The sequence below is a fragment of the Neoroseomonas terrae genome (assembly GCF_018129025.1).
In the GTDB taxonomy this organism is placed as follows: Bacteria; Pseudomonadota; Alphaproteobacteria; order Acetobacterales; family Acetobacteraceae; genus Neoroseomonas; species Neoroseomonas terrae.
In genome coordinates this window covers 214,816-240,045 of sequence record NZ_JAAEDI010000001.1, presented here as the reverse complement: position 1 = coordinate 240,045, position 25,230 = coordinate 214,816, and the positions used below count along the sequence as shown (strand labels likewise).

Here is a 25,230-nt window from a genome sequence, read left to right as displayed (position 1 = left end):
GCGCATCTGCCCGGGGAGGAGGCAAAGCCCCGCCCCGGCGCACGCCTTATCCACCCGCCGGCCCCGCCGCATGCGCGACCGGCTCGGCCGCCCGCCGCTTCCGCGCCAGGGCGCGGGCGACCACATAGAACACCGGCGTGAACAGCAACCCGAAGAGCGTCACGCCGAGCATGCCGTAGAACACGGCCACGCCCAGGCTCTGCCGCATCTCCGCCCCCGCCCCCGTCGCGATGGTCAGCGGCAGGACGCCGAGGATGAAGGCCAGGCTGGTCATCAGGATTGGCCGCAGCCGTGTACGCGCGGCGGCGACCGCGGCATCCCAACGCGACGCACCTTCCTCCTCAGCCGCGCGAGCGAATTCCACGATCAGGATCGCGTTCTTCGCCGCAAGGCCGACAAGGACCACCAGCCCAACCTGCACCAGCACGTTGTTGTCGAGCCCCGCCCACCGCACGCCGAGCAATGCCGCGAGCACCGACATCGGTGCGATCAACACAATGGCGAGCGGCAGCAGCCAGCTTTCATACATCGCCGCCAGCACAAGGAAGACGAAGACCACCGCCAGCCCGAAGGCGATCGGCGCGGTGTTGCCGACCATCTTCTCCTGCAGCGCAATCTCGGTCCATTCGTAGCTGAAGCCCTCGGGCAGGTTCTCCGCCAGCACGCGTTCCATGATCGCGATGGCCTGGCCCGTCGACACACCCGGCAGCGCCTCGCCCTGCAGCTCGACCGCTGGGAACAGGTTGTAGCGCGGCATGCGGTACGGACCCGACGTCTCCTGGAAGGTCGCGATGCTGCCGAGCGGCACCATCGCGCCGCTGTCGCTGCGGGTGCGCAGCCGGGCAATGTCCTCCACATTCGTGCGGAAGGGGGCGTCGGCCTGCGCGGTGACGCGCCAGGTACGGCCCAACAGATTGAAGTCGTTCACGAAGGCGGAGCCGAGGTAGACGCCCATCGCCTCGTGCACGCGGCTGACCGGTACGCCGAGCATCTCCGCGCGCGACCGGTCGATCGCGGTGTGGACCTGCGGTGTCGCCGTGTTGAACAGGCTGAAGGCGAAGGCGATGCCGGGCATCTGGTTGGCCGCGATCATCACGGCCTGCATGGCGCGCTCCATCTCCTGCGGGCCGCGGCCGGCGCGATCCTGGATCATCAGCTTGAAGCCGCCGCCGGTGCCGATGCCAGGGACGGAGGGAGGCGACAGCACGAAGACCATCGCGTCCGGATCGCCCATCAGCCGCCCCTGGAGGTCGCCCAGGATGCCGGCCAGCGTCAGCCCCTGCGCCGTGCGATCCTCGAAGGGTTGCAGCGTCGCGAAGATCACGCCGGCATTGGGCGCGTTGGTGAAGGTGGCGCCGTCGAAGCCGACGAAAGCGACCGACGCCTCGACGCCCGGCGTCGCGAGAATGGCGTCGGAGGCACGGCGGACAACCGCGTCGGTGCGGCTGAGATTCGCCCCCGGCGGCAGCTGGAACGCCGCGATGACGTACCCGCGGTCGAGCGGCGGGATCAGCCCCGTCGGCGTCGAGGTCACGGTCCAGCCCGTCGCCGCCAGCAGCCCGCCATAGATCAGCATCAGCAGCACGGGGATACGGATCAGCCGCCGCGTCATACCGCCGTAGCCGATGGACAGCCGGTCGAACAACCAGTTGAAGCCGCGCGCGAAGGCGCCGAAGGGCCGCAGCAGCAGCGGTCGCCTGCCATGGTCGTGCCCGTGCGGCTTCAGCATCATGGCGGCGAGCGCTGGCGACAGTGTCAGCGATACCAGCGCCGAAAGCAGCGTCGCCACCGAGATCGTCACGGCAAACTGCTGATAGAACGCACCCGAGATGCCCGGAATGAAGGCCGTCGGCACGAAGACCGCGACCAGCACCAGGGCGATGGCGATCAGCGCAAAGCCGACCTCGTCCATGGTCTTGCGGGCGGCCTCGAGCGGCGACAACCCATTGGCCATGTGTCGTTCGGCGTTCTCCACCACCACGATGGCATCGTCCACGACGATGCCGATCGCCAGGATCAGGCCGAACATGGTCAGCGTGTTCAACGTGAAGCCGAGGGCGAGCAGGATCGCGAAGGTGCCGATGATGGAGACCGGGATGGCGAGCAGCGGGATCACCGCCGCGCGCCAATTCTGCAGGAACAGGATGACGACGAGGACGACGAGCACCACGGCCTCGATGAAGGTCATCAACACCGCCTCCATGCTCTGGGCAATGAAGCGGGTGGGGTCATAGACCAGGCTGTAGCCAATGCCCGGCGGGAAGCTGCGCGCCGCCTCCTCCATCGTGGCGCGCACCGCCGCGGCGGTTTCCAGCGCGTTGCTGCCCGGCCGCTGGAACACGCCGATCGCGGTGGCGAGCTGATTGTTCAGCAACGCATTGACCGAATAATCCGCCGCGCCGATCTCGACGCGCGCCACGTCCCGCAGGCGCAGCGGCGCGCCGTGCTCGCCCGTTGCGATGATCTGGTCGCCGAACTGCTCGGGCGACGCGAGACGACCCTGTGTGAGCACGGAGAATTCGAAGGCACCGGCCGCATCCGTGCGCGGCGCCTGGCCCAACGCGCCGGCGGCGACCTGCACATTGGCGCGGCGCAGCGCATCCACCACTTCGCCCGCCGTCAGCCCGCGCGCAGCGATACGATCGGGGTCGAGCCAGACGCGCATCGCATAATCGCGCGCGCCGAACACCTGGACGTCGCCGATGCCGTCGATGCGCGCGATGCGGTCCTTGATGTTCAGCGTTGCGTAGTTGGAGATGTATTCATGGTCCCGACTGCCGTCCGGGGATGTGATGTGCACCACCATGAGGAAGTCGGGGCTCGCCTTGCGCACGGTGATGCCCAGGCGGCGGACCTCTTCGGGCAACCGCGGCTCAGCCACGGCGACGCGGTTCTGCACCAGCACCTGCGCCTGGTCGGCGTCGACCCCCTGGCGGAACACCACCGTCACCGTCAGGCGACCGTCACCGGTCGATTGGGATGAGACGTAGAGCATCCCCTCGACGCCGTTCACCTCCTGCTCGATCGGACCGGCGACCGTCTCGGCGATGGTCTCGGCCGAGGCACCGGGATAGAGCGCGGTGATCGTGACGCTGGGCGGCGCGATCTGCGGGTATTCCGAGATCGGCAGCCGGAAGGCGGCGATGGCGCCGACCAGCGTGATGGCGATCGAGATCACCGCGGCGAAGACCGGGCGATCAATGAAGAAGCGGGCGAGGCGCATCGTGGCAAGCCTTCGGCTTCGCCGCGCGCGATGCGCGCAGCCTGAGGGGACGGAAAGGAGTGCCTGGCCTTAGTCGGCCGAGGCGATCGGACTCGGGCCGATGCGGCCCTGTTCGGCGGTCACTCGCCCACCGGGCCGGGCGCGGTGCAGGCCGCCGATGATGACCCGGTCCTCGGGCGTCAGGCCGCTTCGGACGACGCGCAGCCCCTCGCTGAGCGGACCGAGCCGGACCTGGCGCGGCATGACGGTGCCGTCAGCACCGACCGTCAGCACCATCCGCCCGGTCTGGTCGGCCATCACCGCGGCGTCCGGCACCAGCAGCGCCGGCGCCTCGCCGGTCGACAGGCGGACGCGCGCGAAGCTGCCCGGCGTCAGGAACAGGTCGGCGTTCGGCACCACGGCGCGGGCGCGGATGGTGCCGCTGCGCGGGTCGAAGACGCTGTCCACGAAGTCGACATGGCCCTCGCGGGAAAAGTCGGCCTCGTCCAGCAGGCGGAGCTGCACTGGCAGGCGGCCGTTGCGCAACCGGCCCTGGGCGGCGCGGGCCTGGCGAAGGTACTCCGCCTCACTGGCGTCGAAGGTGACGTAGACGGGGTCCAGTGCCACCAGCGTCGTCAGCAGCGTCTGGCCGGCCTGGACCAGATTGCCGGCATCGACGCGGCGGTCGCTGATGCGCCCGGCGCGCGTCGCGCGGATCTCCGTGAATTCGAGGTCGAGCGCCGCCTGCTGCTCCGCAGCGCGGGCTGCGGCAAGGCCGGCCTGGGCCTCGCGCAGCGCCGACCGCCTTGCGTCGAGTTCCGCCTGCGGCGCGATCCGGCTGGCGGCGAGCGGCTCGTAACGGGCCACCTGCTGCTCGGCGAGCAGCAAGCGTGCCTCATTGCGCGCGACGTCGGCGCGCGCCGTATCCAGGGCGATGCTGAAAGGCCGTTGATCGATCGTGAACAGCAGATCGCCCTGCCGCACGATGGCGCCATCGGTGAAATGCACCGCATCGACCTGGCCCGAAACCCGTGCGCGGATATCGACCCGGGCCGAGGGCTCCACCCGGCCGGTATGTTCCTGCCATTCCGTCACCGGCCGGGCGAGCGGCGCCGCAACCGTCACAGGCGGCGGGGCCGGCTGGGCCATGGCAGCGGGGGCAACGGCGGTGAGTGCGACGCCGACGGCCGCGCCCTGGAAGCGGGCCAGCCATGACGTCCAGAGGCCTTCGGTCTGTTCGGAAGCCTTGCGCGAGGGGGAGGGCATGGCCTATCTCCTGGTAGCGATGTTACCGACCGGTTCGTCTCGCCGCCAAATAGAGTGACCGGTCGGTATCATCAAGCGGTTTTTTTCTGCACCGCACCAGTTGCGTGAAGGAGGTCAACCACCATGCCGGGCGACGTCGTCGCGAAACCGAAGGCTGCCGAGCGGATCCAGGAGGCCGCGCGCGAGTTGTTCGAGCGCCAGGGCATCCGCGCCACCGGTGTCGAGGAGGTCTGCCGCGTGGCGGGCGCCACAAAAATGAGCCTCTACCGCGCGTACCCCAGCAAGGACGCGCTGGTGGCGGCGATCTTGGCCGACGACGCCGCCGAGTATGATGCCTGGATCGACGAAGCCCTCGCGGCTGCCGAAACCCCGGCCGCCAAGCTCACCGCGATGATCGAGGTGACGGCGGTGGATGTGGCGGAGCCCGGCGTCTGCGGCTGCCCGATGCTACTGGCGCAGGCGGAATTCCGCGACCCGGAGCACCCGACCTATAAGGTCGTGACGGACTTCAAGCGTGGCTGCCGTGAGCGCATTCGCGGCCTCGCCGAAGAAGCTGGCGCGCGCAATCCTGGCGAGTTGGCGGATGATCTGGCGCTCGCCATCGAGGGCGCCATCGCCACGCGCAGCTATCTTGGCGAACAGCGCGCCGCCGATGCTCTGCGCCGCACCACCGCGCTGCTGATCGACGCCTCCCTGACGCAGGGCTGAGGCGCGTTTGCCGCGGCGCGTTCCAGCCTCGGACCGGCCCGCCCCTGGCCGGGCCCGGCCGTCCCGACTATGCTGGCGCCAGCAAGACGAGGCCTGCGATGCGCGATCCCCTGATGACCGGATACACCCCGACGCCCGTGGCCGGCGTGACGCCGGACCAGCGCATTGAGGTGCAGTCCCGCAAGGTCGCCTGCGATGGCGAGGCGGCGGGTTCGCTCGGCCATCCGCGAATCTGGATGACCATCGAGGACCGTGAGGTCTGCTGCCCCTATTGCTCCATCACCTATGTGCTCGCCGAGGGTGCGGGCGAGGATCATGGACACTGATTCGACCCGCCCCCCCGAGGCCGGCAGGCCGCGGGGCACGGCGGCGGCGGATGCGGCGGCCGGCGGGGAGGCGCTGCCCACGGTGCCGCCCGGCGAGCGCCACCTGATCCTGGTCGACGGCTCGGGCTACATCTTCCGCGCCTATCACGCGCTGCCACCGATGACGAACCCGGAAGGGGTTCCGGTGAACGCCGTCTACGGCTTCACTTCCATGCTGTCGCAGTTCCTCACGCGCCATGCCGGGAGCCACATCGCGGTGGTGTTCGATGCCGCGCGACTTAACTTCCGCAACGATTTCTACCCTGACTACAAGGCGCATCGCCCCGACCCGCCCGAGGATCTGATTCCGCAGTTCGCGCTGATCCGCGATGCGACGGATGCGCTCGGCGTCTGCCGCGCCCAGTCCGAGGGCTTCGAGGCCGACGACCTGATCGCCGCCTATGCCAAGGCATTCCTGGAAGAAGGCCCCGGGCGGGTCACGATCGTTTCCTCTGACAAGGACCTGATGCAGCTCGTGCGCCCGGGTGTGCAGCTCCTCGATCCGATCAAGCAGAAGCCGATCCGCGAGCCAGAGGTCTTCGAGAAGTTCGGCGTGACGCCGGACAAGGTGATAGAGGTTCAGGCGCTGGCCGGCGATTCGACGGATAACGTCCCTGGCGTGCCGGGTATCGGCATCAAGACCGCGGCGCAGCTCATCACCGAGTATGGCGACCTCGAATCGCTCCTGGCCAATGCCGAGAAGATCAAGCAGCCGAAGCGGCGCGAGGCGCTGATCCAGAATGCCGAGCAGGCGCGGGTCTCCCGGCGGCTGGTGACGCTCGACGATGCGGCCCCCATGCCCTGCCCGATCGCGGACATGGCGGCGAAGCCGCCGCCGGATGGCAGACTGGAAGGCTTCCTCAAGGCCATGGGCTTCCGGTCGCTGCTCGCGCGGCTCGGCAAGCTCGGGGACGGCGCTGAAGCGCCGCGCCGCGTCGGCGTCCCGGCCGCCATCACCCATGCGCCGGCGCCGGGCCCGGTCCCCCCCGACCTCGCCGCGCCCTTCGGGTCCTACGAGACGGTGACGACCGAGCCGGCGCTCGCCGCATGGATCACCGCGGCGACGGCTGCCGGCGTCGTGGCGATGGATACCGAGACGGACAGCCTCGACGCCCGCCGCGCGACGATGGTGGGCTTCTCGCTGGCGACCGCTCCGGGCAAGGCCTGCTACGTGCCGCTGCACCACGGCAGCGAGGGCGACATGCTCGCCGAGCCGGCGCCCGTGCAGATCGCCCCTGAACGCGCCTTCGCCCTGCTGCGCCCGCTGCTGGAAGACCCGACCGTGCTGAAGGTGTTCCAGCACGCGAAGTACGATCTGGAAGTCTTCGCCCGCGCCGAGAATGGCGGCTTCGCCACGATCGCCCCGATCGACGACACGATGATGATCTCCTACGCTATGGAGGCGGGTCGTCGCGGCCATGGCATGGATGAGTTGTGCGTGGCGCATCTCAACCACCAGCCGATCAAGTTCGACGAGGTGACGGGCACCGGCAAGGCGCGCATCCCCTTTGGTCGCGTGCCGCTCGACAAGGCGACCGCCTACGCCGCCGAGGATGCCGACGTCACGCTGCGCCTGTGGCTACTGCTGCACCCACGACTGCGAGAGGAAGGCTCGCTCGCGCTGTATGAGCAGGTCGAACGCCGCATGGTCGGCACGCTCCGCGGCATGGAAGCCGCGGGCATCAAGGTGGACGGCGCGGAACTCGCCCGTATCGGGGAGGATTTCGCCTCCCGCCTCGTGGTGCTGGAACAGCAGATACACGGCCTCGCCGGCCGCGCCTTCAATGTCGGGTCGCCCAAGCAGCTCGGCGAGATCCTGTTCGACGAGATGAAGCTGCCCGGCGGGCGCAAGGGCAAGACCGGCGCCTATTCCACCGATGCCTCGGTGCTGGAGGAGATGGCGAACCAGGGCATCGACCTCGCCCGACGCGTGCTCGACTGGCGCCAGCTCGCCAAGCTGAAATCGACCTATGTCGAGGCGCTGGCCTCGCAGATCGATCCGATCGACCGGCGCGTCCACACCTCCTACGGGATGGCGGGCACCTCGACCGGCCGGCTGTCCTCTAACGACCCGAACCTGCAGAACATCCCTGTGCGCTCCGAGGAAGGGCTGCGCATCCGCCGCGCCTTCGTCGCCGAACCGGGGCACGTTTTGCTCTCGGCCGACTATTCGCAGATCGAGCTCCGCCTGCTCGCCCATCTCGCCGAGGTGCCGACGCTGCGCGAGGCCTTCGCAAATGGGGAAGACATCCACGCGCGGACCGCGGCCGAAATCTTCCACCTGGAACCGGGCAAGGTGGACAAGGAAGCCCGCCGGCGCGCCAAGACGATCAATTTCGGCATCATCTACGGCATGTCGGCCTTCGGCCTGGCGGCGCGCCTCGGCATCCCGCCGGCGGAAGGCCGCAGCATCATCGACGCCTATTTCGCGCAATACCCCGGCATCCGTCAGGAGATGGAGCGCTGCAAGGAGGAAGCCCGCATTCACGGCTTCGTCCGCACGCCCTTCGGCCGCAAGCTCTGGATCCCGGACATCGCGACCAAGGACCCGGTGCGCCGCGCCGGCGCCGAGCGCGCCGCCATCAACGCCCCTTTCCAGGGCGGTGCGGCCGAGATCATCAAGCGCGCCATGGTCCGCCTGCCCCGCGCGCTGCAACAGGCGGGGCTGAAGACCCGGATGCTCCTCCAGGTGCATGACGAACTGGTCTTCGAGGTGCCGGACGCCGAGATCGCCGCCACCTCCGCCATCGTGAAGGACATCATGGAATCGGTCGCGACCCTGCGCGTGCCGCTGTCGGTCGAGATCGGCACCGGCCATTCCTGGGCCGAGGCCCACTGACCATGGCTGCTGGCTGGACGGCGCAGGAACGCCGCACCCTGGCGCAGATCTGCGGCGCCCATTTCGTCAGCCACGTCCATATCCTGACGATCCCGCCGCTGTTCCCGCTGCTGCGGGATTCGCTCGGCGTCTCCTATATCGAGCTCGGCCTGGCGCTGACCGCCTTCAACGTCGTCTCCGCCTTCACCCAGGCGCCGATGGGCTTCATCGTCGACCGCGCCGGACCGCGACGGATGCTCGTCGCGGCGCTGATGCTGGGCGGCTTCGCCTTCATCATGCTGGGGCTGACCGGCACCTATGCCTGGCTGATCGCCGCCGCCGCCTTGGCGGGGCTCGCGAACAGCGTCTACCACCCGGCGGATTACGCGATCCTCGGCGCCTCGATGGCGGAAGAACGGGTCGGGCGCGCGTTCTCCATCCACACCTTCGCCGGTTTCATGGGTGGGGCAATTGCGCCGGCCTTCGTGCTCGGCATCGGCGCCTGGCTCGGCGTGGGCGCTGCGCTGATCGCCGCAGGTCTGCTTGGGCCGCTTGCGGCCGCGCCGTTGCTGTTCGCCCGTGCGCCGGAGGCCGCGCCACGGACCGTTGCCGCGAAGCCGGCCGCCGGCCCCTCCGGCAGCCGTGCTCTCGCAGTGCTGTCCCCGGCCGTGCTGGCGATGATGCTGTTCTTCATCAGCCTCGCCATGTCGAATGGCGGTATCCAGAACTTCGCGGTTGCCGCCTGGGTCGATGGCCAGGGTTTCTCGCTTACCGTGGCCAATCTGGCACTGACCTTCTTCCTGTTCGCGAGCGCCTTCGGCGTCCTCGCCGGTGGCGTAATCGCCGACCGCACGCGCAACCATGGGCTGGTCGCAGCCTTTGGCGTCGGCTCGGCGGCGGCGCTGGTACTGCTGGTGGGCAGCTTGGCCCTCCCTGCATTCCTGCTGGTGCCTGTCATGGCGCTCGCCGGGTTCATGTCGGGCATGATCATGCCGTCACGCGACATGCTGGTGCGGGCGGCCGCGCCCCCCGGCCAGGCGGGGGCGGTGTTCGGCATCGTCTCGACCGGGTTCAACATCGGCGGCATGGCGGCCCCGCTGCTCTATGGCTGGATGCTCGACGGCGGCCGCCCGATGCTGATCTTCTTCGCCGCCGCTTCCTTCATGCTCATGACCGCGGTGATGGCACTCGCGCAGGAATGGCGCCTGCGCCGGCGCCGCGCGGTGGCGGCCGCCGCCCCGGCGGAGTGATCGCGGTCTTCACCTGCGCGTGAAGCACAGACGTGTCATAATGCGCTGCCCGAGGGGGAGCCGCGCGCCGGATGGCCGCACGGCCGACGGATCACGCAGGGGATTGGTCGTTTGGTGAGCCGACCCGTCAAGACGCGACTGGTGAGCCGCCCGGTGGCGCCGGGGGCGATCCTCGCCGCTGCCATCATCCTGCCCGGCCTGCTGTTCGCCGGGCTGATGCATGTCGACCAGGAGCACCGGCGCGCCGCCCTGCGCAACGAAGGCACGACCGCCACCCTGATTGCCGGCGAACAGACGCTGCGCATCCTGGACGGCGCGATTCGCGCGCTGGATCGCGCGGAGGACGCCATGGCCGGCCTGAGCTGGCCACACGTCCAGTCGCGCCGCGCCACCATCCACACCGATTTGCGGCGGATCGAGGCGGCGCCGCCGGCGGCCATCGCCTTCCTCGCCGGAATCCGGCCCGATGGTCGCGTGGCTGTCGCCGGCGGCCCGGATCCCGCGCCTGGAGGTGAACCCGGCGGTTTCGCGGTGCCGATCATTGCGCGGGAAGCGAGTAGCACCGTCACCTTCAAGCCGGCGCCGCAAGACCTCGCCGCGCAGGGCGTCGGCTTCCTCGTCGCCCGCGGCCGCGCCGGTGAGGGGCGGCCCGCCGACGGCGTCGTGGTCGCCGCGCTGCGGGCCGAGGCCTTCTTCGCCGCCTGGACGCGGGAGAGCCGCCGGCCGGGCGCCCGCTTCGCGCTGGTACGAGACGACGGGACGGTGCTGCTACGCGAGGGTGCGCCGCCGGGCAGGCCCATCGTGCTGCCGCCGGGCGACACGCTAGGCAGCGCCCTGGTGGCACAGCCGAGCCGCGCCGCCTGGCGCGCCTCCGATCCCTTCGGCGACCCGGAGCCGCAATACGTCTCCTGGCGCCGGCTCGACTCGCTGCCGCTCAGCATCGTCTACACCGCGCCGGCGCTGAAGGAGGAGAACGGTTCGTTCGTCCGGGCGACAGTGATCGGAATCGGGTGCGCCGTGGGCGGCGTGCTGCTGGCCCTCGTCGCCTTCGCCAACCGTCGGCAGCAGCGGCAGGACCTGAAGACCTTCGCGCGGCTCGAAGCGAACGCCGCCGACCTGCATGCCGAGATCGCCCGGCGAGAGGTTGCGGAGGATGGGCTGCGCAACGCGCAGCGCATGGAGGGCCTCGGGCGCCTGACAGGCGGCGTCGCGCATGACTTCAACAACTTGCTGACGGCGATCCTGGGTACGGTACGGGCCCTCGAACGGCATCTCGGGCAGGGTGCCGACGACCGTACACGGAGGCTGCTCAGCGCCGCCGGCGCCGCCGTCGAGCGGGGGGCCCGGCTGAATGCCAGCCTGCTGGCCTTCGCCCGTCGGCAACCACTGGTGCTGGCCACCGTCGACGCCAACAAGCTGCTGCGGGACTTTCGTCCCCTATTGCGCCGCGCGCTCGACGAATCGGTCGTGCTTGACCTGACGCTGGACCAGAAGTTGCCGGTCTGCCGGGCTGACGCCGCGCAGCTCGAGGCGGCGCTTCTGAATCTCGTCATCAATGCGCGGGACGCGATGCCGCGCGGCGGGACCATCCGCATCGTCACCCGCCGCGCCTGGCTGCAGGAACAGGCCCTCGCCGGCAATCTGGAAGCACAACCCGGCCCCTATGTGGCGATCGAGGTGCGTGACAACGGCGAGGGCATGCCGCCCGAGGTGCGCGAGCGGGCTTTCGAGCCCTTCTTCACCACGAAGCAGGACGGCCAGGGCACGGGCCTCGGCCTGTCCCAGGTGTTCGGTTTCATGCGCCAGATCGGCGGGCATGTGGCGATCCAGTCCGCGCCTCGGCGCGGCACGACGGTCACACTCTACTTGCCCCTGGGATCCGAGGTCGAAGCGACCGCCGCAGCCAGCCGCAACCCGCCACCGGCCGCCGCTGCCACGCCCGTCTCCGGCGCCGGCGTCTCGGTGCTGGTGGTGGAGGATGAACCCGCCGTCCGCGGCGTGGCGGTCGAGATGCTTACCGATGCAGGCTTCTCGGTCCTCGCCGCGTCGGATGGGCCGACCGCGCTGCAATTGCTGCGGGAAGGCGTGCCGGCGGACGTCATCTTCTCGGACGTGGTGATGCCCGGTGGCATGAGCGGCGTTGATTTGGCGCGAGAGGCGCGCAAGCTCCGCCCCGCCGTGGGGATCCTGCTGGCGTCGGGCTATGCAGCGGAAGCGCTGGCAAAGCACGGCGGGGCCGGCGAATTCGAACTGATCGGAAAGCCTTACGACGTGGATCTGGTGCTCGGGCGCATCACGGCGATCGCGCAGCGCAGCCGACCCATGGCGACGACGCCATGGCGGGCCAGCCACCGGGTCGCGCTGACGACGCGGAACTGAACCCCATCGGGGAGCGCCGGGGCGGCCGCGAGGAACTCCACGTCCCTCGAGATCCTGTCAGTCGCCGTCCGTCAACGCGTGCGCCACAAGATCCTCCCGCCGGCAGCGCTCCAGCGCGACCTCATGCGTCGCCTCCAGGAGCACGGGCGGCGCCATCCCGGCGCGGCGCGCTTCCTCCCACCGGTCGGCGCAGAGGCACCAGCGATCGCCCGATCGTAGCCCGGCGAAGCCGTATTCCGGCCGAGGCGTGGACAGGTCGTTGCCGACCGACCGGCTGAAGGCAAGGAAGGCGGTGGTGACCTCGACGCAAACCACATGCAGGCCGTGGTCGCCGGAACCCGTGTTGCAGCAGCCGTCGCGAAAGAAGCCTGTCAGCGGCGCTACCGAACAGGGCAGCAACGCCCCGCCCAACACGTTGCGCGCCTGTGGGCGTGGCGGCAAACCGCGAACGGCTCCTTCGTCGAGCGGCGGCATCAGAAGTCGCTGACCCGGCCCTTCCGTTCCCAGTCGCCGAAGCGGGTGGGCTCGGGCCCGGCGGGACCACCGATTTCCTTCGGCAGCTTCGGGGCGGTGGGCCTCGGGGGCGTCGCATCGGTCACAGGCGCGGTGGCGGGCGCGGGGCGGGTGTCGTCGGGGGTCGTCTCGGTCATGATGCGGGACCATGTAGTCTGTCGCGGCCTCGGGTGCAGCAGGTGGGGGTGGACGAATGAGCGGTTACTTTCGCACGGCGGTGCTGCTGGCGGCGCTGACGGCGGTGTTCGGCGGGCTCGGCTTCGCCATCGCCGGGCAGCAAGGCATGATCCTGGCGTTGCTGTTCGCCGGCGCGATGAACCTGTTCGCTTGGTGGAACAGCGACCGGATGGTGCTGCGAATGCAGAATGCCCAGCCGATCGGGCCGCATGATGCGCCGCGGCTGTATGAAATCACCGGGCAGCTCGCGCAGCGCGCCGGCCTCCCCATGCCTGCGCTCTACGTGATTCATGAGGACCAGCCGAACGCCTTCGCCACCGGCCGCAGCCCCGCCAATGCGGCGGTCGCGGTGAACACGGGCCTGCTGAACCTGATGAGCGAGGAGGAGGTGGCCGGGGTCATCGCGCACGAACTCGCGCACATCAAGAACCGCGACACGCTGATCATGACGGTGACGGCGACCGTCGCCGGCGCGATCTCGATGCTCGCCAATTTCGGCATGATCTTCGGCGGCGCGAATCGGGAGCGCAACGGTAGCCCCTTCGGCCCGATCGCCATGATCCTGATGCTGATCCTCGCCCCCCTCGCCGCCGCCGTGGTGCAGATGGCGATCAGCCGGTCCCGCGAATATGAAGCCGACCGCGTGGGTGCCGAGATCACAGGCAATCCGCTCGGCCTGGCATCGGCGCTGCAGCGGCTGGAGGGCTACGCGCACCAGATCCAGAACTACGGTGCGGAGGCCAACCCGGCCGCCGCGCACATGTTCATCATCAACCCGCTGTCAGGGGCGCGGATGGACAACCTGTTCTCGACCCATCCGCGCACCGAGAACCGCGTCGCGGCGCTACAGGAACTGGCAGGGCGGATGGGCCGGGGCGGCGGGCGGTCGGCGCCGGCGCCGCAACCCGCGCCCGGCCCCTGGAGCAACGGCGAGCGCCGCAATCCCTGGGCGTAAGGACGCTGGGCCATCAAGGTGGCTCGCCAGAGCCTGAGCCATGTCCGCCCAGCCGTTGCTCCACGGGCGATCGTTAAGCTGGCCGTCGTACGCGCCGAATGAGGCCGTCAGTGATGCTTCCACGGCACCAGGGCCGGCCCCGGTGCCGTCGGGTCCACCCGCAGCATCTGGCCGTTGGTCACACTCTGGCCCGTCATCGCCATGATGAATCCCCAATGGGACACCACCAGCGTGTGCTTCCAGTCGTCGAGCGCCGCCATTTCCGCCCGGAACAACCCGGCGCGGCCTTCCACCTGGTCGGCAGGCTCCTCCTGGGGCGGCCACCAGACTTCCTCGATATGGGCGAAGTCCACCTCGGGGAAGGCCTCCACCAGCGCCGTCCGCGGGCTGCCGACATCGCAGGTGAAGGCGTACCGTTCCCGGACCACCGGGGTGACGGTCAGCTTCAGGCCCAGCCGGAGCGCCACCGGCATCGCCGTCTGGATCGCGCGGCGATAGGGCGAGACGACGATCCGCCGGATATCCTCCGCCGCCAGCGCAACCGCCGCGCCCGCCGCCTGTTCATGACCCAGCGGCGTCAGCACCGGGTCCACGATCCCGGGATCCTTTCTCCTCTGGGTGAAGAGCAGGTTGAACTCGCTCTGTCCGTGGCGAAGGAGGATCATTCGGCGCGTCCCTGCTGACTTACCAAGGCGTAGCTTCCCGTAGGGCCGCCGGCAACCTGGCCTCGGCGATGTTGCGGCTGGCACCCGTCAGCCCTAAGTGAATGGGTCCGAGGAGAGTGATCATGAGTACCGGCCTGCCGATCGATCTGATCCTGTTCGCGATGGTCGCGGCATTCCTGGTGCTGCGCCTGCGCAGCGTGCTGGGCCGCCGCACCGGCTTCGAGCGGCCGCAGGGCGAGACACCACCCGGCGTGGCCCAGCCCGTGCCGGCGCGGGAGGCCGAGCAGCCGCCAGCACAGGCCGGTCTGCCCGCCCGCGCGCTGCCCGATCCGCGCTCGCCGGCCGGCCAGGCGCTGGTGAATATCCGAGGTATGGACCCGTCCTTCGACCCGGCCGCCTTCCTGGGCGGCGCCGAGGGCGCCTTCCGGATGATCGTCCAGGCCTTCGCCGCTGGCGACCGCCAGACGCTGAAGGACCTGCTGTCGGAGGAATCCTTCGCCGGCTTCGACCAGGCGATCTCGGCGCGCGAGATCGCGGGTGAAACGCAGCGCACCGAGCTCCGCGCCATCAACGACCTCGCCATCGAAAGCGCCGAACTTCGCGGCAGCGTCGCCGACATCACCGTGCGTATCGTTTCGGACCAGGTGAACATGACCACCGCCAAGGACGGCTCGATCAGCGCGGGCGCCGAGGCTGTGACTGAAATCACCGACCTCTGGACGTTCCAGCGGGATATTCGGGCATCCGATCCCACCTGGAAGCTGGTGGGAACCCGGTCCGCCTAGCCCGGGACCGGGGCGCCGGCGACTCCTCCATTCTAGCCCCCGGAGAGTCGCGGCGCCGGCCGGGCCGGAGTATACATCCGCCATGCACCGGAAGGGCCGACACGGCCGCGCGGCCTGGTCCGCGGCGCTGCCTCTGCTGATGGGCCTGCTGCTGTGCGGGCCGGCACCAGCGCAGCAGCAGCCCGCCTCGTCACCTCAAGCCGATGCCCCCCGTCCGGAGGAACCCCCACCGCCACCGCTTCTCCGCGCGGTAACCTTCGCCGATTTGCCCGGCTGGCAGGCGGACGCCCATGCCGAGATACTGCCCGCCCTGCTCGCGTCCTGCGCCGCGATGCGGCCGATGCGCCCCGACGCGGTGCTCGGCGGCGACGGCGAGGCAGCGCTCCGGGCCGGGACGGCGTCTGCCTGGCTCGCGGTCTGTCCCGATCTCCGTGACCTGAGCCGCAGCCTGCCGCGCGCGCCCCGCCTGATCGGCAATGCCCGCCCCGGCCCGGCCTTCGAACGCCGCATGAATGCCTGGCGAGCCACCAATAACGCCACCGTCCGCACCTTTCTCGAGACCCGCTTCGAACCCTTCGCCGCCGGCACCGGGACGATGACCGGTTATTACGAACCGATCCTGCGAGGTTCAGCCGAACCGAGCGAGGCCTTCCGAACCCCGCTCCTCGCGCGCCCGCCGGAACTGGTGGAACAGTCCGTCCCCGGCAATCCGCTGCGGCGGCGCTACGGGATGATGGTTGAGGGCAAGCTCGAACCCTTCTTCGACCGCACGGCGATCGACACCGGCGCGCTGGCGGGACGGGGGCTGGAACTGGTCTGGGTGGACGATGCGGCGGATGCATTCTTCCTCCACATCCAGGGCTCGGGCCGCGTGGTGCTCCCGGACGGACGGCTGCTCCGCGTCGGCTATGCCGGGCAGAACGGGCGGTCCTATGTGCCGATCGGCCGGGTGCTGATCGAACGCGGCGCGTTGACGCGAGACCAGATGTCGATGCAGGCGATCCGCGCTTGGCTGGCCGGCGCCGGCCATGACAGCGCCGCCGAGGTGCTGCGCAGCAACCCGTCCTATGTGTTCTTTCGACTGGTCGATAACCTGACGCCAGAACAGGGGCCGATCGGCGCGCTCGGTGTGCCGCTGACGCCGCGGCGCAGCGTCGCAGTGGATCGCGCCTTCATCCCGCTCGGCGCCCCGATGTTCGTCACCGTGCGCGACCCGATGGCACGGCGCGATGCTCCATCGGCCGGCAGGCTGGTCGTTGCCCAGGACACCGGCGGGGCGATCCGTGGCCCGGCGCGCACCGACTTCTTCTGGGGCTGGGGAAACGAGGCGGGCGAACGCGCCGGCCGTATGCGCGACGATGCCGAGGTCTATGTGCTGCTGCCCCGACAGACGGAGGTCGCGGTCGCGCCGGACCCCCAGACGGGCGCCGCCGCACCGGTTGCCGCCGCGGCACGCTGAGCCCCCCTTCGATGGACACGCTTCCTGCCCGGCGCAAGGATGCCGGCAGGAGGAACCGACGTGCCGCACCCGACCATCGCCGACGAAGCTGCGCTCGAGGAGGTGCTTTCGCGCCCCGATCCAGTGCTGGCCGCCGATCTCGCCAGCGTGCCGGGCGACATTCTCGTGCTCGGCGCCGCCGGCAAGATGGGCCCGACGCTGTGCCGCCAGGCGAAGCGGGCCGACCCGGCCCGGCGCGTCATCGCCGTGGCGCGCTGGTCGGAGCCCGCGCTGCGCGCACGGATGGAATCCTGGGGCATCGAATGCCTTGCCGCCGACCTGCTGGACCGCGCGGTGCTGGCCGCCCTGCCGGACGCGCCGAACGTGGTCTTCATGGCGGCGATGAAGTTCGGTGCGACCGGCAACGAACCCCTGACCTGGGCAATGAACGTGCTGCTGCCCGCGATGGTCGCGGAGCGCTACGCGGCTTCCCGCATCGTCTTCTTCTCGACCGGCAACGTGCAGCGGCTGGTGCCGGTCATTTCGGGCGGCGCGACGGAGGACATGGCCCCGGCGCCCATCGGTGATTACGCCGCCTCCTGCCTCGGCCGCGAGCGGGTCTTCCAGCATGCCGCGGCGACGCGGGCGACGGCCTGCTTCGGCATCAGGCTGAACTATGCGATCGACCTGCGATACGGCGTGCTGCACGACGTCGCGACGAAGGTGCTGGCCGGCACGCCGGTGCCGCTTGCCATGGGCCACGCCAACGTCATCTGGCAGGGCGATGCCAATGCCTGGACGCTGCGCGCCCTGCCCCGCGCCGATGCCTCCTGCCCCATCCTGAACGTCACGGGGCCGGAGACGGTCTCGATCCGCTGGGCCGCGCAGCAATTCGGCGCGCGCTTCGGCAAGGCGCCGGTGCTGGAAGGCGAGGAAGCGCCCGACGCGCTGCTGTCTAATGCCGGTCGGGCCTTCGCCACCTTCGGCTATCCCACGGTAGCGCTGACGACGATGATGGACTGGGTGGCGGATTGGGTGCAAAGCGGCGGCCGTTCGCTCGGCAAGGCGACCAAGTTCGAAGTGCGTGACGGGAAGTTCTGAATGGAAGATCAACTGCCGCGACCGCTGTCGGCGCGTGCCGCGGCGACGCGGCAGCGCATCCTGGACGCCGCGCTCGCCGAGTTCGCGTTGAATGGGCTGGCCGGCGCGCGGGTGGACGAGATTGCCGCCCGGTCCGGCGCCAACAAGCGGATGCTCTATGCGCATTTCGGCTCGAAGGAAGAACTCTGGCTGACCGTGCTGGAGCGCGCCTACGCCGCCAAGCGCGCGGAGGAGCGGGAGGTCGACGTGGACCACCTGCCGCCCGCCGAGGCCATGGCCCGCCTTGTCCGGTTCAACCTGCGCTACACCGCAGCGCACCCGGAGTTCGTGGCCCTGCTGAACCAGGAGAACATCCACCGCGCCGCCTACCTCCAACGCAGCGCCGAAGTGCCGGCGATGTACTCCCCGCTGGTGGACAGCCTGCGGGACGTGATGGCGCGCGGGGCGGAAAGCGGGGAGTTCCGGGGAGACGTGGACCCGATGCAGCTCTACGTGACGATGCTCGGCCTCGGCCATTTCTGGGTGGCGAACCGGCATACGCTGTCCACCATCTTCGGCCAGGACCTCGGCACCGGGGCCGCGCTGGAAGCGCGCGAGCGGCATGTGGTCGAGGTGGTGCTCGGCTATCTCCGCCCGTGAACTACACGAGCCGTCCGGCTTCCAGGCAAGCATAAACGTCCCCGCTGTTCGCCGCATGCGGCAGCGCCTCGATCCAGCGGCGCATGGCGTCAGCGTCGATCGGCGCCGCATGCCCAAAGCGCATGGTTTCGCCAAGACAGGCATTGAAGGCGCGGTAGCCGAGCGCCGCCAGCAGCGGCAGGCACTCCGCGGCCACGCGGCGCTGAATCGTCGTGAACTCGAAGGACAATGCGCGCGGTGGGCGGGACAGGCCGCGCAGCACCGCCGCCTCGAATCCCTCCACGTCGATCTTCACGAAGGTAGGTTCGCCATGCTCGGCGGCCAGCGCATCCAGCGTCGTGACCGGTCGGGCGATCTCGGCATCCCATCGTTGCCCCTCCCAACCCCCCGCGCCATGCGCCGCCGCAATGAAGTCGGTGCTGGCGGTGGCGACGGTGGGGTTCGCGCTGTTCAGCCGTAGGACGGCCTCGCCGGGTTCAGCGCCAACCAGCGCCGGCACCAGTGTCACGCCCGGATCGCCGTGGAAGATCAGTCGCAGAGCCCGGGCCAGTTGCGGTTGCGGCTCCACCGCGACCACCCGTGCGCCAAGCCGCCGGAAGGACGCCGTGCGGTCGCCGACATGGGTGCCGATGTCAAAGGCGAGATCGCCGGGGGCGAGGAAGCGGCGATAGAAGCCATCCAGCAGCTCGGCACGGCCCGGCGCGTAGTAGGTGCGGAGCGAGGCGCCGACGATCTTCGCGAAGCCGGTCAGGGCGCGCGCAGGTCGGGGGAGAGAACTCCCCCGAACCCCCTCCTTTTTCTGTCTGCTTGGCGCTGGCCGTGCTTGGCGGCACGTAGCCATGTGGAGGGGAATGATTCGGGGCAGTTCCCCTCCGGCCCTTTCCTCTTCACGCGAACACCACGGCGGCTCCACCGGCAAAAGCAGGCGCAACCATGACGCCCGCCGGAGCATCGACCGTGGGGATGCCTTTCAGCACCTGCCGCGCCGCCGCCCCGCCGTCCGACGTCCGGATCACCATTCCTGCCATGAACGGCGAGGCTGCCGGCGTCATGCCAGGCAGCACGTTCGGCAGTGCCGCTTCCGTCAGCATCCGGACACGGGTTTCCATCACCGGCGCGAAGGGGCCGGCTGCGCCCGCTGCACCCGGAAACCGCAGCAGGAAGCCGCCAGCGGGGTCGGGTTCCACCGGCAATCCGGTCAGGCGCGACAGGCGGGTGGCGGTCTCGGCCGGTTCGGCGGCGGTTAGGATGACTTCCTCCAGCGCTTCCGCCTTGTTGGTGTGGTCCATCCAGCGGGGGTTCCAGACCAGCTCGGGCGTCAGGTGCTTGATCAGCTGCACGCGGCCCTCGGGCGGGTCTGGGAAGGGTAAGCGCGCGAATTTCGCGATGGGGCCGCCGGTCTCGACCGGGCGCTCCAGCCAGGCGATGCCGGGGATATCGAGGCCGGCGGCGCGCAGCCGCGCGAGGTTCGCCTCGGCATCCGTGACAGCCAGAGCCAGGATGTGCATCCCGGCATACCGATCGAGGAAACGATTCAGCGTGTTGTCGTACAGCGCCGGGTCGAGGATCGCGATCAGCTCGATGTAGCCGTGTTTTAGGAAGGCGCAGCGATTGCCGGAGCCGAACTGCTCCACCGGCAGGTCCGGCCGTCGGCGGCCGGATTGCTGGGCGATGGGCGACAGCGCGAAGCCGAGCCGTTCATAGGCGGCGGTCAGCGGACCGAGGTCCCGCGCGGCGACGCCGACATGGTCGAGGGCGACGGCGACGTTGGTCATGCGGGGTTCTCGTACTTGTCGAGCAGCCATTCCGAAGGCTCGGTGGCGGCATCGGCATACCAGCGTTCCATCAGCGGATGGGCGCGGACGGCGGCGACATAGGCCTTGGAGGTCTCGCTCAGTTCGGGCTGCCAGGTGAGGAAGCGGCACACCACGGGGGCGAACATGATATCCGCCCCGGTCATCGCCGCGCCGAACAGAAAGGGGCCGCCATGGGCGGCGAGCGACCCGGCCCAAATCGCCTCGATGCGGGCGATGTCGGCGAGCGCGCCGTCAGTGCGGCGCTGGCCGGGGAATTCGCGCAGGATGTTCATCGGCATGGCCATCCGCAGCTCGCGGAAGCCGGCATGCATCTCGGAGGCGATGGAACGGGCGGCAGCCCGCGCGGCCCGGTCCGCGGGCCACAGGGCGGGCGCGAACTCGGCGCAGTATTCCAGGATGGCGAGGCTTTCCCATACTCGCGCATCGCCGTGTTCGAGGTAGGGCACGGTCCCCGAGGGCGTCAGGCGCTTGATCTCCGCCGTCGATCCGCCGGCCAGCGGTACGACGGAGACATCCACATCCAGCCCGGCGAGCTGCACGGCCAGCCAGCCGCGCAACGACCAGGACGAATACCGCTTGTTGCCGATAACGAGGCGACCGTCCTTCATGCCAGCGCCCTCCTCCCGGCGCGGGCGGGACACTATCGCCCCAGCCGCAGCAGCCCAAGCGTCGGGTAGATCAGCATTGTCAGCACGCCCCCGCCGATCAGGCTCGCCGCCTGCCACGGAGGCATGATTTGTGCCTGGACCGCTATGGCGGCGATGGCGACGACCAGCGGCAATTGCGTCCCGGCGTGAAGCGCGAGGGCCTGCCGGCGTGGCAGGTCGAGGTCCCGCCGCGCCAGCAGCATCACGGGCAGGCCGCGCACCGCGAGCATGAGCAGCGCGAAGACCGGCACCATCGCCATGGCGCGGATGTCCGTGACCAGCGCGACGACATCGAGCCGCACACCGGAGGCGATGAAGAAGATCGGGATCAGGAATCCGTAGCCGAGGCCATCGAGGCGGGTCAGCAGTGCCTCATGCTGGTGATGCGGCAGGGCGGCACGGACCACGGCGCCCGCGACGAAGGCGCCGAGCACCAGATCGATGCGCAGCTCCTCGGATAGCGTGATGAGCAGCACCATCAGCAGCAGCACCAGCCGAAGGGGGAACTGGCCCGAACTGCCCATCGTCCGCGCGACGAGGGCGGCCAGGCGCCCATGGGTGGTGCGCGCAGCGACCATCACCGCCGCGCCCGCGCCGATCGCGAAGGCGATCAGGATCAGGGCCTGTCCGATGGCCTCCACCCCGCCCGCAAGGATGAGGGACAGCGCGATCAGCGGTGCCGCTTCACCGACCGCACCGGTAGCCAGTACGATCGGCCCATAGGGTGGACCGAGCCGGCCGGCATCGCGCAGGATTGGCAGCAATGCGCCGACGGCCGTGGTCGTCAGTGCCAGCGCGGTGAGCAGAGGCGCATCGATCAACCCGAGCCCGGCCATAGCGAAGGTTGCCCCGCCGGCCAGCAGGGCCGAGAGCCCCCAGCCACGCCAGGCGAGTCGCAGGGGCCGGCCCTTCAGCACGTCGGGATCGACCTCGAACCCCGCGAGCAGGAACAGGACGCAGAGGCCCAGCGTGGACAGCCCCGTGATGATCGGGCCGGCATGAACCAGGTTCAGCCCTTGCGGCCCGATGGCGACCCCCGCGGCGATCTCGAGCACGACGCCGGGGATGATGAGCCGGGGAAACAGGGCCGGCAGCGCGGCAGCCAGGGTCATGGCGGCGAAGACGGCCACCACGCTCGCCATATCCAAACTCACCATGCGCGCCGTCGTGTCCTGCCAGTCCGCCGGGCCGCATCGGGCCGTGTTTTAGGACTCCGGGCAAGGGCCCCGCTTGCCCCCGGGCGCTGCACGGTGTTGTTTGCCGGCCTGCCGTGCCCCGGAGGCCCCGATGAACGAGATCAGCGTGCCGCGTCCGAACTCCCTGGACGCCTATTGGATGCCCTTCTCCGACAACAAGTACTTCAAGGGCGACACCTCCCGGATGCTCGCCCGGGCCGAGGGCATGTCCTACTACACGCCCGAGGGGAAGGAGATCCTGGACGGCACCGCCGGTCTCTGGTGCTGCAACGCCGGCCACGGCCGCGTCGAGATCAAGGAGGCCATCCAGAAGCAGGCCGCCATCCTCGACTACGCGCCGACCTTCCAGCTGGGCCATCCCATTGCCTTCGAGGCCGCCTCGCGCATCGCCGAGATGACGCCCGAGGGCATGGACCGCGTGTTCTTCACCAATTCGGGGTCGGAAAGCGCGGACACGGCGCTGAAGATCGCGCTGGCCTACCACAAGGCCCGGGGCGATGCGGGCCGGGTGCGGATGATCGGGCGTGAGCGCGGCTATCACGGCGTCGGCTTCGGCGGCATGTCGGTGGGCGGCATCGGCGGCAACCGCAAGCAGTTCGGCGCGCTGCTGCCTTACGTGGACCACCTGCCGGCCACGCACCTGCCCGCGAAGAACGCCTTCAGCCGCGGCCTGCCCGAGCACGGCATCGAACTGGCCGATACGCTGGAAGCCCTGGTCGCCCTGCATGGCGCCGAGACCATCGCGGCCGTGATGGTGGAACCGGTCGCCGGCTCGACCGGCGTGCTGGTGCCGCCGGTCGGTTACCTGCAGCGCCTGCGCGACATCTGCGACAAATACGGCATCCTGCTGATCTTCGACGAGGTCATCACCGGCTTCGGCCGCCTCGGCACCAATTTCGGCGCCGAGCGGCTGGGCGTCGTGCCGGACATCATGACGATGGCCAAGGGCCTGACCAACGCCGCCGTGCCGATGGGCGCGGTCGCGGTGAAGAACGGCGTCTATGACGCGGTGGTGAACGGCGTCGCCGGCGGCATCGAGTTCTTCCACGGCTACACCTATTCCGGCCATCCGCTCGCCGCTGCGGCGGCCATCGCAACGATGCAGCTCCATCAGTCCGAGGACCTGCCCGGCCGCGCGAAGGCCATCGAGCCGTACTGGCAGGACGCGATGCATTCCATGAAGGATGCGCCGAACGTCATCGACATTCGCGACTTCGGCCTGATCGGCGGCATCGAGCTGTCCTCCCGCCCCGGCAAGCCCGGTGCCCGCGCCATGGACGTGTTCCGCCGCTGCTTCGACAAGGGCGTGCTGGTGCGCGTGACCGGCGATATCGTCGCGCTCTCCCCGCCGCTGATCGTCGAGAAGCCGCATGTCGACCGGATCGTCGGCACGCTGACCGACGCGATCCGCGCCGAAGCGGCCTGAGGCGCACCGGTGTCCGAACAGGCGGCCGCCACGGGGCCGGAGGCAGCGGACGAGACCCTTCCGCCGCTCCGCATCCTGCTGGTCGATCCGATGGCCAGTTCCCGCGTGGTGACGCTGGGCGTGCTCGAGGAAGCGGGACACGAGGTGCTCCCCGTTTCCGATTGGGACACCGCCGAGGACATCCTGCTGCGTGAAGATATCGAGGCCATCGTCATGGCCTTCGTCGGCGATGGTTTCGATGGGCCGGACGCCGCCCAGCGCCTGCGGGACCGGCTGCCGCCGCAGGCCGACCTGCCGCTAGTCGGCACCACCGACGGCCTCCGCCGCGGGGAGGAGGACGAGGCGATGGAGGCGGGCTTCGACGTCCTGCTCGTCCGCCCCTTCACGCCGGAGGAACTCGCCGCCGCCCTGGCCCAGGCCCGCCGGCTGCGGACCCCCCCACCGGTGCTCGACGCCGACCACCGCGAGGCCCTGCTCAAGGACCACGGCCCGTCGGCGCTGGAGGCGCTGGAGGATGAGGCCATGGCGGTGCCCGGCTCCCTGCTCGTCCCGCTGTTCCGGGATGGCGGGGATGCTGCGGCCTATGCCGCCGCCGGCGCTTCGGTCGCGGAGGCGATGGACCGCATCGGCGCCATCGCCGCCGCCAACGCCGCCCGCCGCATGGCCGAGAACGCCGAGGAAGGCCGCCGTTTCCTGTTCCCGCTGCTGTCATCCATCGTCGCGGCCCGTGTCGCGCTCCGGAAGGACCGGGTGGCCGCGGCCGCCGCCGACCCCATATGGGCGGCAAGCGATACCATCACATCGGGAGAATCCCCGTGAGCGACACCAAGGAGCCCGTGCCCGTCACGGTGCTGACCGGCTATCTCGGCGCCGGCAAGACCACCCTGCTGAACCGCATCCTGACCGAGAACCACGGCAAGAAGTTCGCCGTGGTGATCAACGAGTTCGGGGAGCTGGGGGTGGACAACGACCTCGTCGTGGATGCCGGCGAGGAAGTGTTCGAAATGAACAATGGCTGCATTTGCTGCACCGTGCGGGGCGACCTGATCCGCATCCTCGGCGGGCTGATGAAGCGGCGCGACAGGTTCGACGGCATCATCGTCGAGACCACGGGCCTGGCGGACCCCGCCCCCGTCGCGCAGACCTTCTTCGTCGATGACGACGTGAAGCGCGCCACCAAGCTCGATGCCATCGTGACGGTCGTGGATGCGAAGCACCTGCCCGCGCGGCTGTCCGACAGCAGCGAGGCGCAGGAGCAGATCGCCTTCGCCGACATCATCGTGCTGAACAAGATGGACCTGGTCAGCGCCGAGGAGGCCACCGAGGTCGAGCGCCGCATCCGCACCATCAACCCCTATGCCGAGATCCGCCGGGCGACGAAGTCCGACGTGCCGATCGACGCCGTGGTCGGCCGCGACGCCTTCAACCTGGAACGCATCCTGGAACGCGAGCCGGAATTCCTGTTCGGCGACGACGACCACGAGCACGATTCCGAGGTCAACAGCGTCTCCTTCGAGGTCTCGAACCCGATCGACCCGGAACGCTTCAACGCCTGGATCACCCAGGTGCTGGCGTCGAAGGGCCAGGACCTGCTGCGGACCAAGGGCATCCTCTACTACGAGAACGAAAGCCGCCGCTTCGCCTTCCAGGCCGTGCACATGATCGCCGATGGCGACTTCATCGGCGAGGTGAAGGACGGCGATCCGCGGAAGTCGAAGATCGTTTTCATCGGCCGCGACCTGAACCGCCCCTGGCTGCGGCGCGGCTTCGAGGCCTGCCAGATCGGCGAGGACGAATCGAAGATCCAGGCCGAGATCGCCCGCTGGAGTCCGCCGCCGGCATGACGGGCGGAGAAGGAAACCGGGGGGAGAGAACTCCCCCCG

22 protein-coding genes are annotated in these 25,230 nt (G+C 69.8%); 13 read left to right on the top strand and 9 right to left on the bottom strand.

Annotated elements, in window-relative coordinates:
• Positions 1-46: 46 nt before the first annotated feature.
• Both GXW78_RS01140 and GXW78_RS01135 read right to left on the bottom strand, forming a co-directional pair.
• Positions 47-3,223, bottom strand: a complete 3,177-nt coding sequence (locus GXW78_RS01140) for an efflux RND transporter permease subunit (RefSeq protein ID WP_211865300.1) — start codon at positions 3,221-3,223, stop codon at positions 47-49.
• Positions 3,224-3,292: 69 nt separating this feature from the next.
• Positions 3,293-4,468, bottom strand: a complete 1,176-nt coding sequence (locus tag GXW78_RS01135) for an efflux RND transporter periplasmic adaptor subunit (protein WP_211865298.1) — start codon at positions 4,466-4,468, stop codon at positions 3,293-3,295.
• Positions 4,469-4,591: 123 nt separating this feature from the next.
• On the opposite strand from GXW78_RS01135, the gene GXW78_RS01130 reads away from it, so the two are divergent.
• From GXW78_RS01130 to GXW78_RS28400, 5 genes are all read left to right on the top strand, one after another.
• Complete coding sequence (locus GXW78_RS01130) at positions 4,592-5,176, top strand: TetR/AcrR family transcriptional regulator (protein WP_211865296.1); 585 nt, start codon at positions 4,592-4,594, stop codon at positions 5,174-5,176.
• A 113-nt stretch (positions 5,177-5,289) separates the two neighbouring features.
• The gene (locus GXW78_RS01125) at positions 5,290-5,502 is read left to right on the top strand and encodes a zinc-finger domain-containing protein (RefSeq protein ID WP_246521735.1); all 213 of its coding nucleotides are present in this window, start codon (positions 5,290-5,292) and stop codon (positions 5,500-5,502) included.
• Positions 5,492-8,380 (top strand): DNA polymerase I, encoded by a 2,889-nt coding sequence (gene polA, locus GXW78_RS01120; RefSeq protein WP_211865292.1) that lies wholly within the window; start codon positions 5,492-5,494, stop codon positions 8,378-8,380. The genes GXW78_RS01125 and polA overlap by 11 nt, the downstream gene beginning before the upstream one ends.
• 2 nt (positions 8,381-8,382) lie before the next feature.
• Complete coding sequence (locus GXW78_RS01115) at positions 8,383-9,609, top strand: MFS transporter (RefSeq protein WP_211865290.1); 1,227 nt, start codon at positions 8,383-8,385, stop codon at positions 9,607-9,609.
• A 114-nt stretch (positions 9,610-9,723) separates the two neighbouring features.
• Positions 9,724-11,988 carry a hybrid sensor histidine kinase/response regulator gene (locus GXW78_RS28400; protein WP_211865288.1) on the top strand — a complete coding sequence of 755 codons (2,265 nt, stop codon included), beginning with the start codon at positions 9,724-9,726 and terminating at the stop codon, positions 11,986-11,988.
• 57 nt (positions 11,989-12,045) lie between these two features.
• Here GXW78_RS28400 and GXW78_RS01105 read toward each other — a convergent pair whose 3' ends face one another.
• Both GXW78_RS01105 and GXW78_RS01100 read right to left on the bottom strand, forming a co-directional pair.
• Positions 12,046-12,429: a DUF2237 family protein gene (locus GXW78_RS01105; protein ID WP_246521734.1), complete on the bottom strand. Its 384-nt coding sequence runs from the start codon at positions 12,427-12,429 to the stop codon at positions 12,046-12,048.
• A gap of 32 nt (positions 12,430-12,461) precedes the next feature.
• On the bottom strand, positions 12,462-12,638 hold the full coding sequence (locus tag GXW78_RS01100; protein ID WP_211865284.1) for a DUF1674 domain-containing protein: 177 nt from the start codon (positions 12,636-12,638) through the stop codon (positions 12,462-12,464).
• Between the two features lie 56 nt (positions 12,639-12,694).
• On the opposite strand from GXW78_RS01100, the gene htpX reads away from it, so the two are divergent.
• On the top strand, positions 12,695-13,633 hold the full coding sequence (htpX, locus tag GXW78_RS01095; RefSeq protein ID WP_211865282.1) for a zinc metalloprotease HtpX: 939 nt from the start codon (positions 12,695-12,697) through the stop codon (positions 13,631-13,633).
• 107 nt (positions 13,634-13,740) lie between these two features.
• Here htpX and GXW78_RS01090 read toward each other — a convergent pair whose 3' ends face one another.
• Positions 13,741-14,298, bottom strand: a complete 558-nt coding sequence (locus GXW78_RS01090) for a histidine phosphatase family protein (protein ID WP_211865280.1) — start codon at positions 14,296-14,298, stop codon at positions 13,741-13,743.
• Positions 14,299-14,420: 122 nt separating this feature from the next.
• Here GXW78_RS01090 and GXW78_RS01085 point away from each other — a divergent pair, with 122 nt between their 5' ends.
• The 4 genes from GXW78_RS01085 to GXW78_RS01070 all read left to right on the top strand — a co-directional run bounded on the left by GXW78_RS01085 (position 14,421) and on the right by GXW78_RS01070 (position 18,261).
• The gene (locus GXW78_RS01085) at positions 14,421-15,083 is read left to right on the top strand and encodes a Tim44/TimA family putative adaptor protein (protein ID WP_211865279.1); all 663 of its coding nucleotides are present in this window, start codon (positions 14,421-14,423) and stop codon (positions 15,081-15,083) included.
• A gap of 82 nt (positions 15,084-15,165) precedes the next feature.
• Positions 15,166-16,542: a murein transglycosylase A gene (gene mltA, locus GXW78_RS01080; protein ID WP_211865277.1), complete on the top strand. Its 1,377-nt coding sequence runs from the start codon at positions 15,166-15,168 to the stop codon at positions 16,540-16,542.
• Between the two features lie 60 nt (positions 16,543-16,602).
• Positions 16,603-17,622: an NAD-dependent epimerase/dehydratase family protein gene (locus tag GXW78_RS01075; RefSeq protein ID WP_338147655.1), complete on the top strand. Its 1,020-nt coding sequence runs from the start codon at positions 16,603-16,605 to the stop codon at positions 17,620-17,622.
• Entirely contained in the window at positions 17,623-18,261 is a 639-nt protein-coding gene (locus GXW78_RS01070) for a TetR/AcrR family transcriptional regulator (protein ID WP_211865273.1), read from the top strand.
• A gap of 1 nt (position 18,262) precedes the next feature.
• On the opposite strand, the gene GXW78_RS01065 is transcribed toward GXW78_RS01070, so the two are convergent.
• From GXW78_RS01065 to GXW78_RS01050, 4 genes are read right to left on the bottom strand one after another with little or no spacing between them, the layout of a single operon-like run.
• Positions 18,263-19,102 carry an FkbM family methyltransferase gene (locus GXW78_RS01065; RefSeq protein ID WP_211865270.1) on the bottom strand — a complete coding sequence of 280 codons (840 nt, stop codon included), beginning with the start codon at positions 19,100-19,102 and terminating at the stop codon, positions 18,263-18,265.
• A 46-nt stretch (positions 19,103-19,148) separates the two neighbouring features.
• Positions 19,149-20,036: a VOC family protein gene (locus tag GXW78_RS01060; RefSeq protein ID WP_211865266.1), complete on the bottom strand. Its 888-nt coding sequence runs from the start codon at positions 20,034-20,036 to the stop codon at positions 19,149-19,151.
• On the bottom strand, positions 20,033-20,686 hold the full coding sequence (locus GXW78_RS01055) for a glutathione S-transferase family protein (RefSeq protein WP_211865264.1): 654 nt from the start codon (positions 20,684-20,686) through the stop codon (positions 20,033-20,035). The genes GXW78_RS01060 and GXW78_RS01055 overlap by 4 nt, the downstream gene beginning before the upstream one ends.
• Positions 20,687-20,718: 32 nt before the next feature.
• Positions 20,719-21,882, bottom strand: a complete 1,164-nt coding sequence (locus tag GXW78_RS01050) for a cation:proton antiporter (protein WP_211865262.1) — start codon at positions 21,880-21,882, stop codon at positions 20,719-20,721.
• A 130-nt stretch (positions 21,883-22,012) separates the two neighbouring features.
• Between GXW78_RS01050 and GXW78_RS01045 the strand changes: the two genes are divergently transcribed.
• The 3 genes from GXW78_RS01045 to GXW78_RS01035 are packed head-to-tail and all read left to right on the top strand — an operon-like array spanning position 22,013 to position 25,191.
• The gene (locus GXW78_RS01045; RefSeq protein ID WP_211865260.1) at positions 22,013-23,347 is read left to right on the top strand and encodes an aspartate aminotransferase family protein; all 1,335 of its coding nucleotides are present in this window, start codon (positions 22,013-22,015) and stop codon (positions 23,345-23,347) included.
• A gap of 9 nt (positions 23,348-23,356) precedes the next feature.
• On the top strand, positions 23,357-24,166 hold the full coding sequence (locus GXW78_RS01040; protein WP_211865258.1) for a response regulator: 810 nt from the start codon (positions 23,357-23,359) through the stop codon (positions 24,164-24,166).
• On the top strand, positions 24,163-25,191 hold the full coding sequence (locus tag GXW78_RS01035) for a CobW family GTP-binding protein (protein ID WP_338147654.1): 1,029 nt from the start codon (positions 24,163-24,165) through the stop codon (positions 25,189-25,191). Before GXW78_RS01040 ends, GXW78_RS01035 begins: the two co-directional genes overlap by 4 nt.
• Positions 25,192-25,230: the final 39 nt, after the last annotated feature.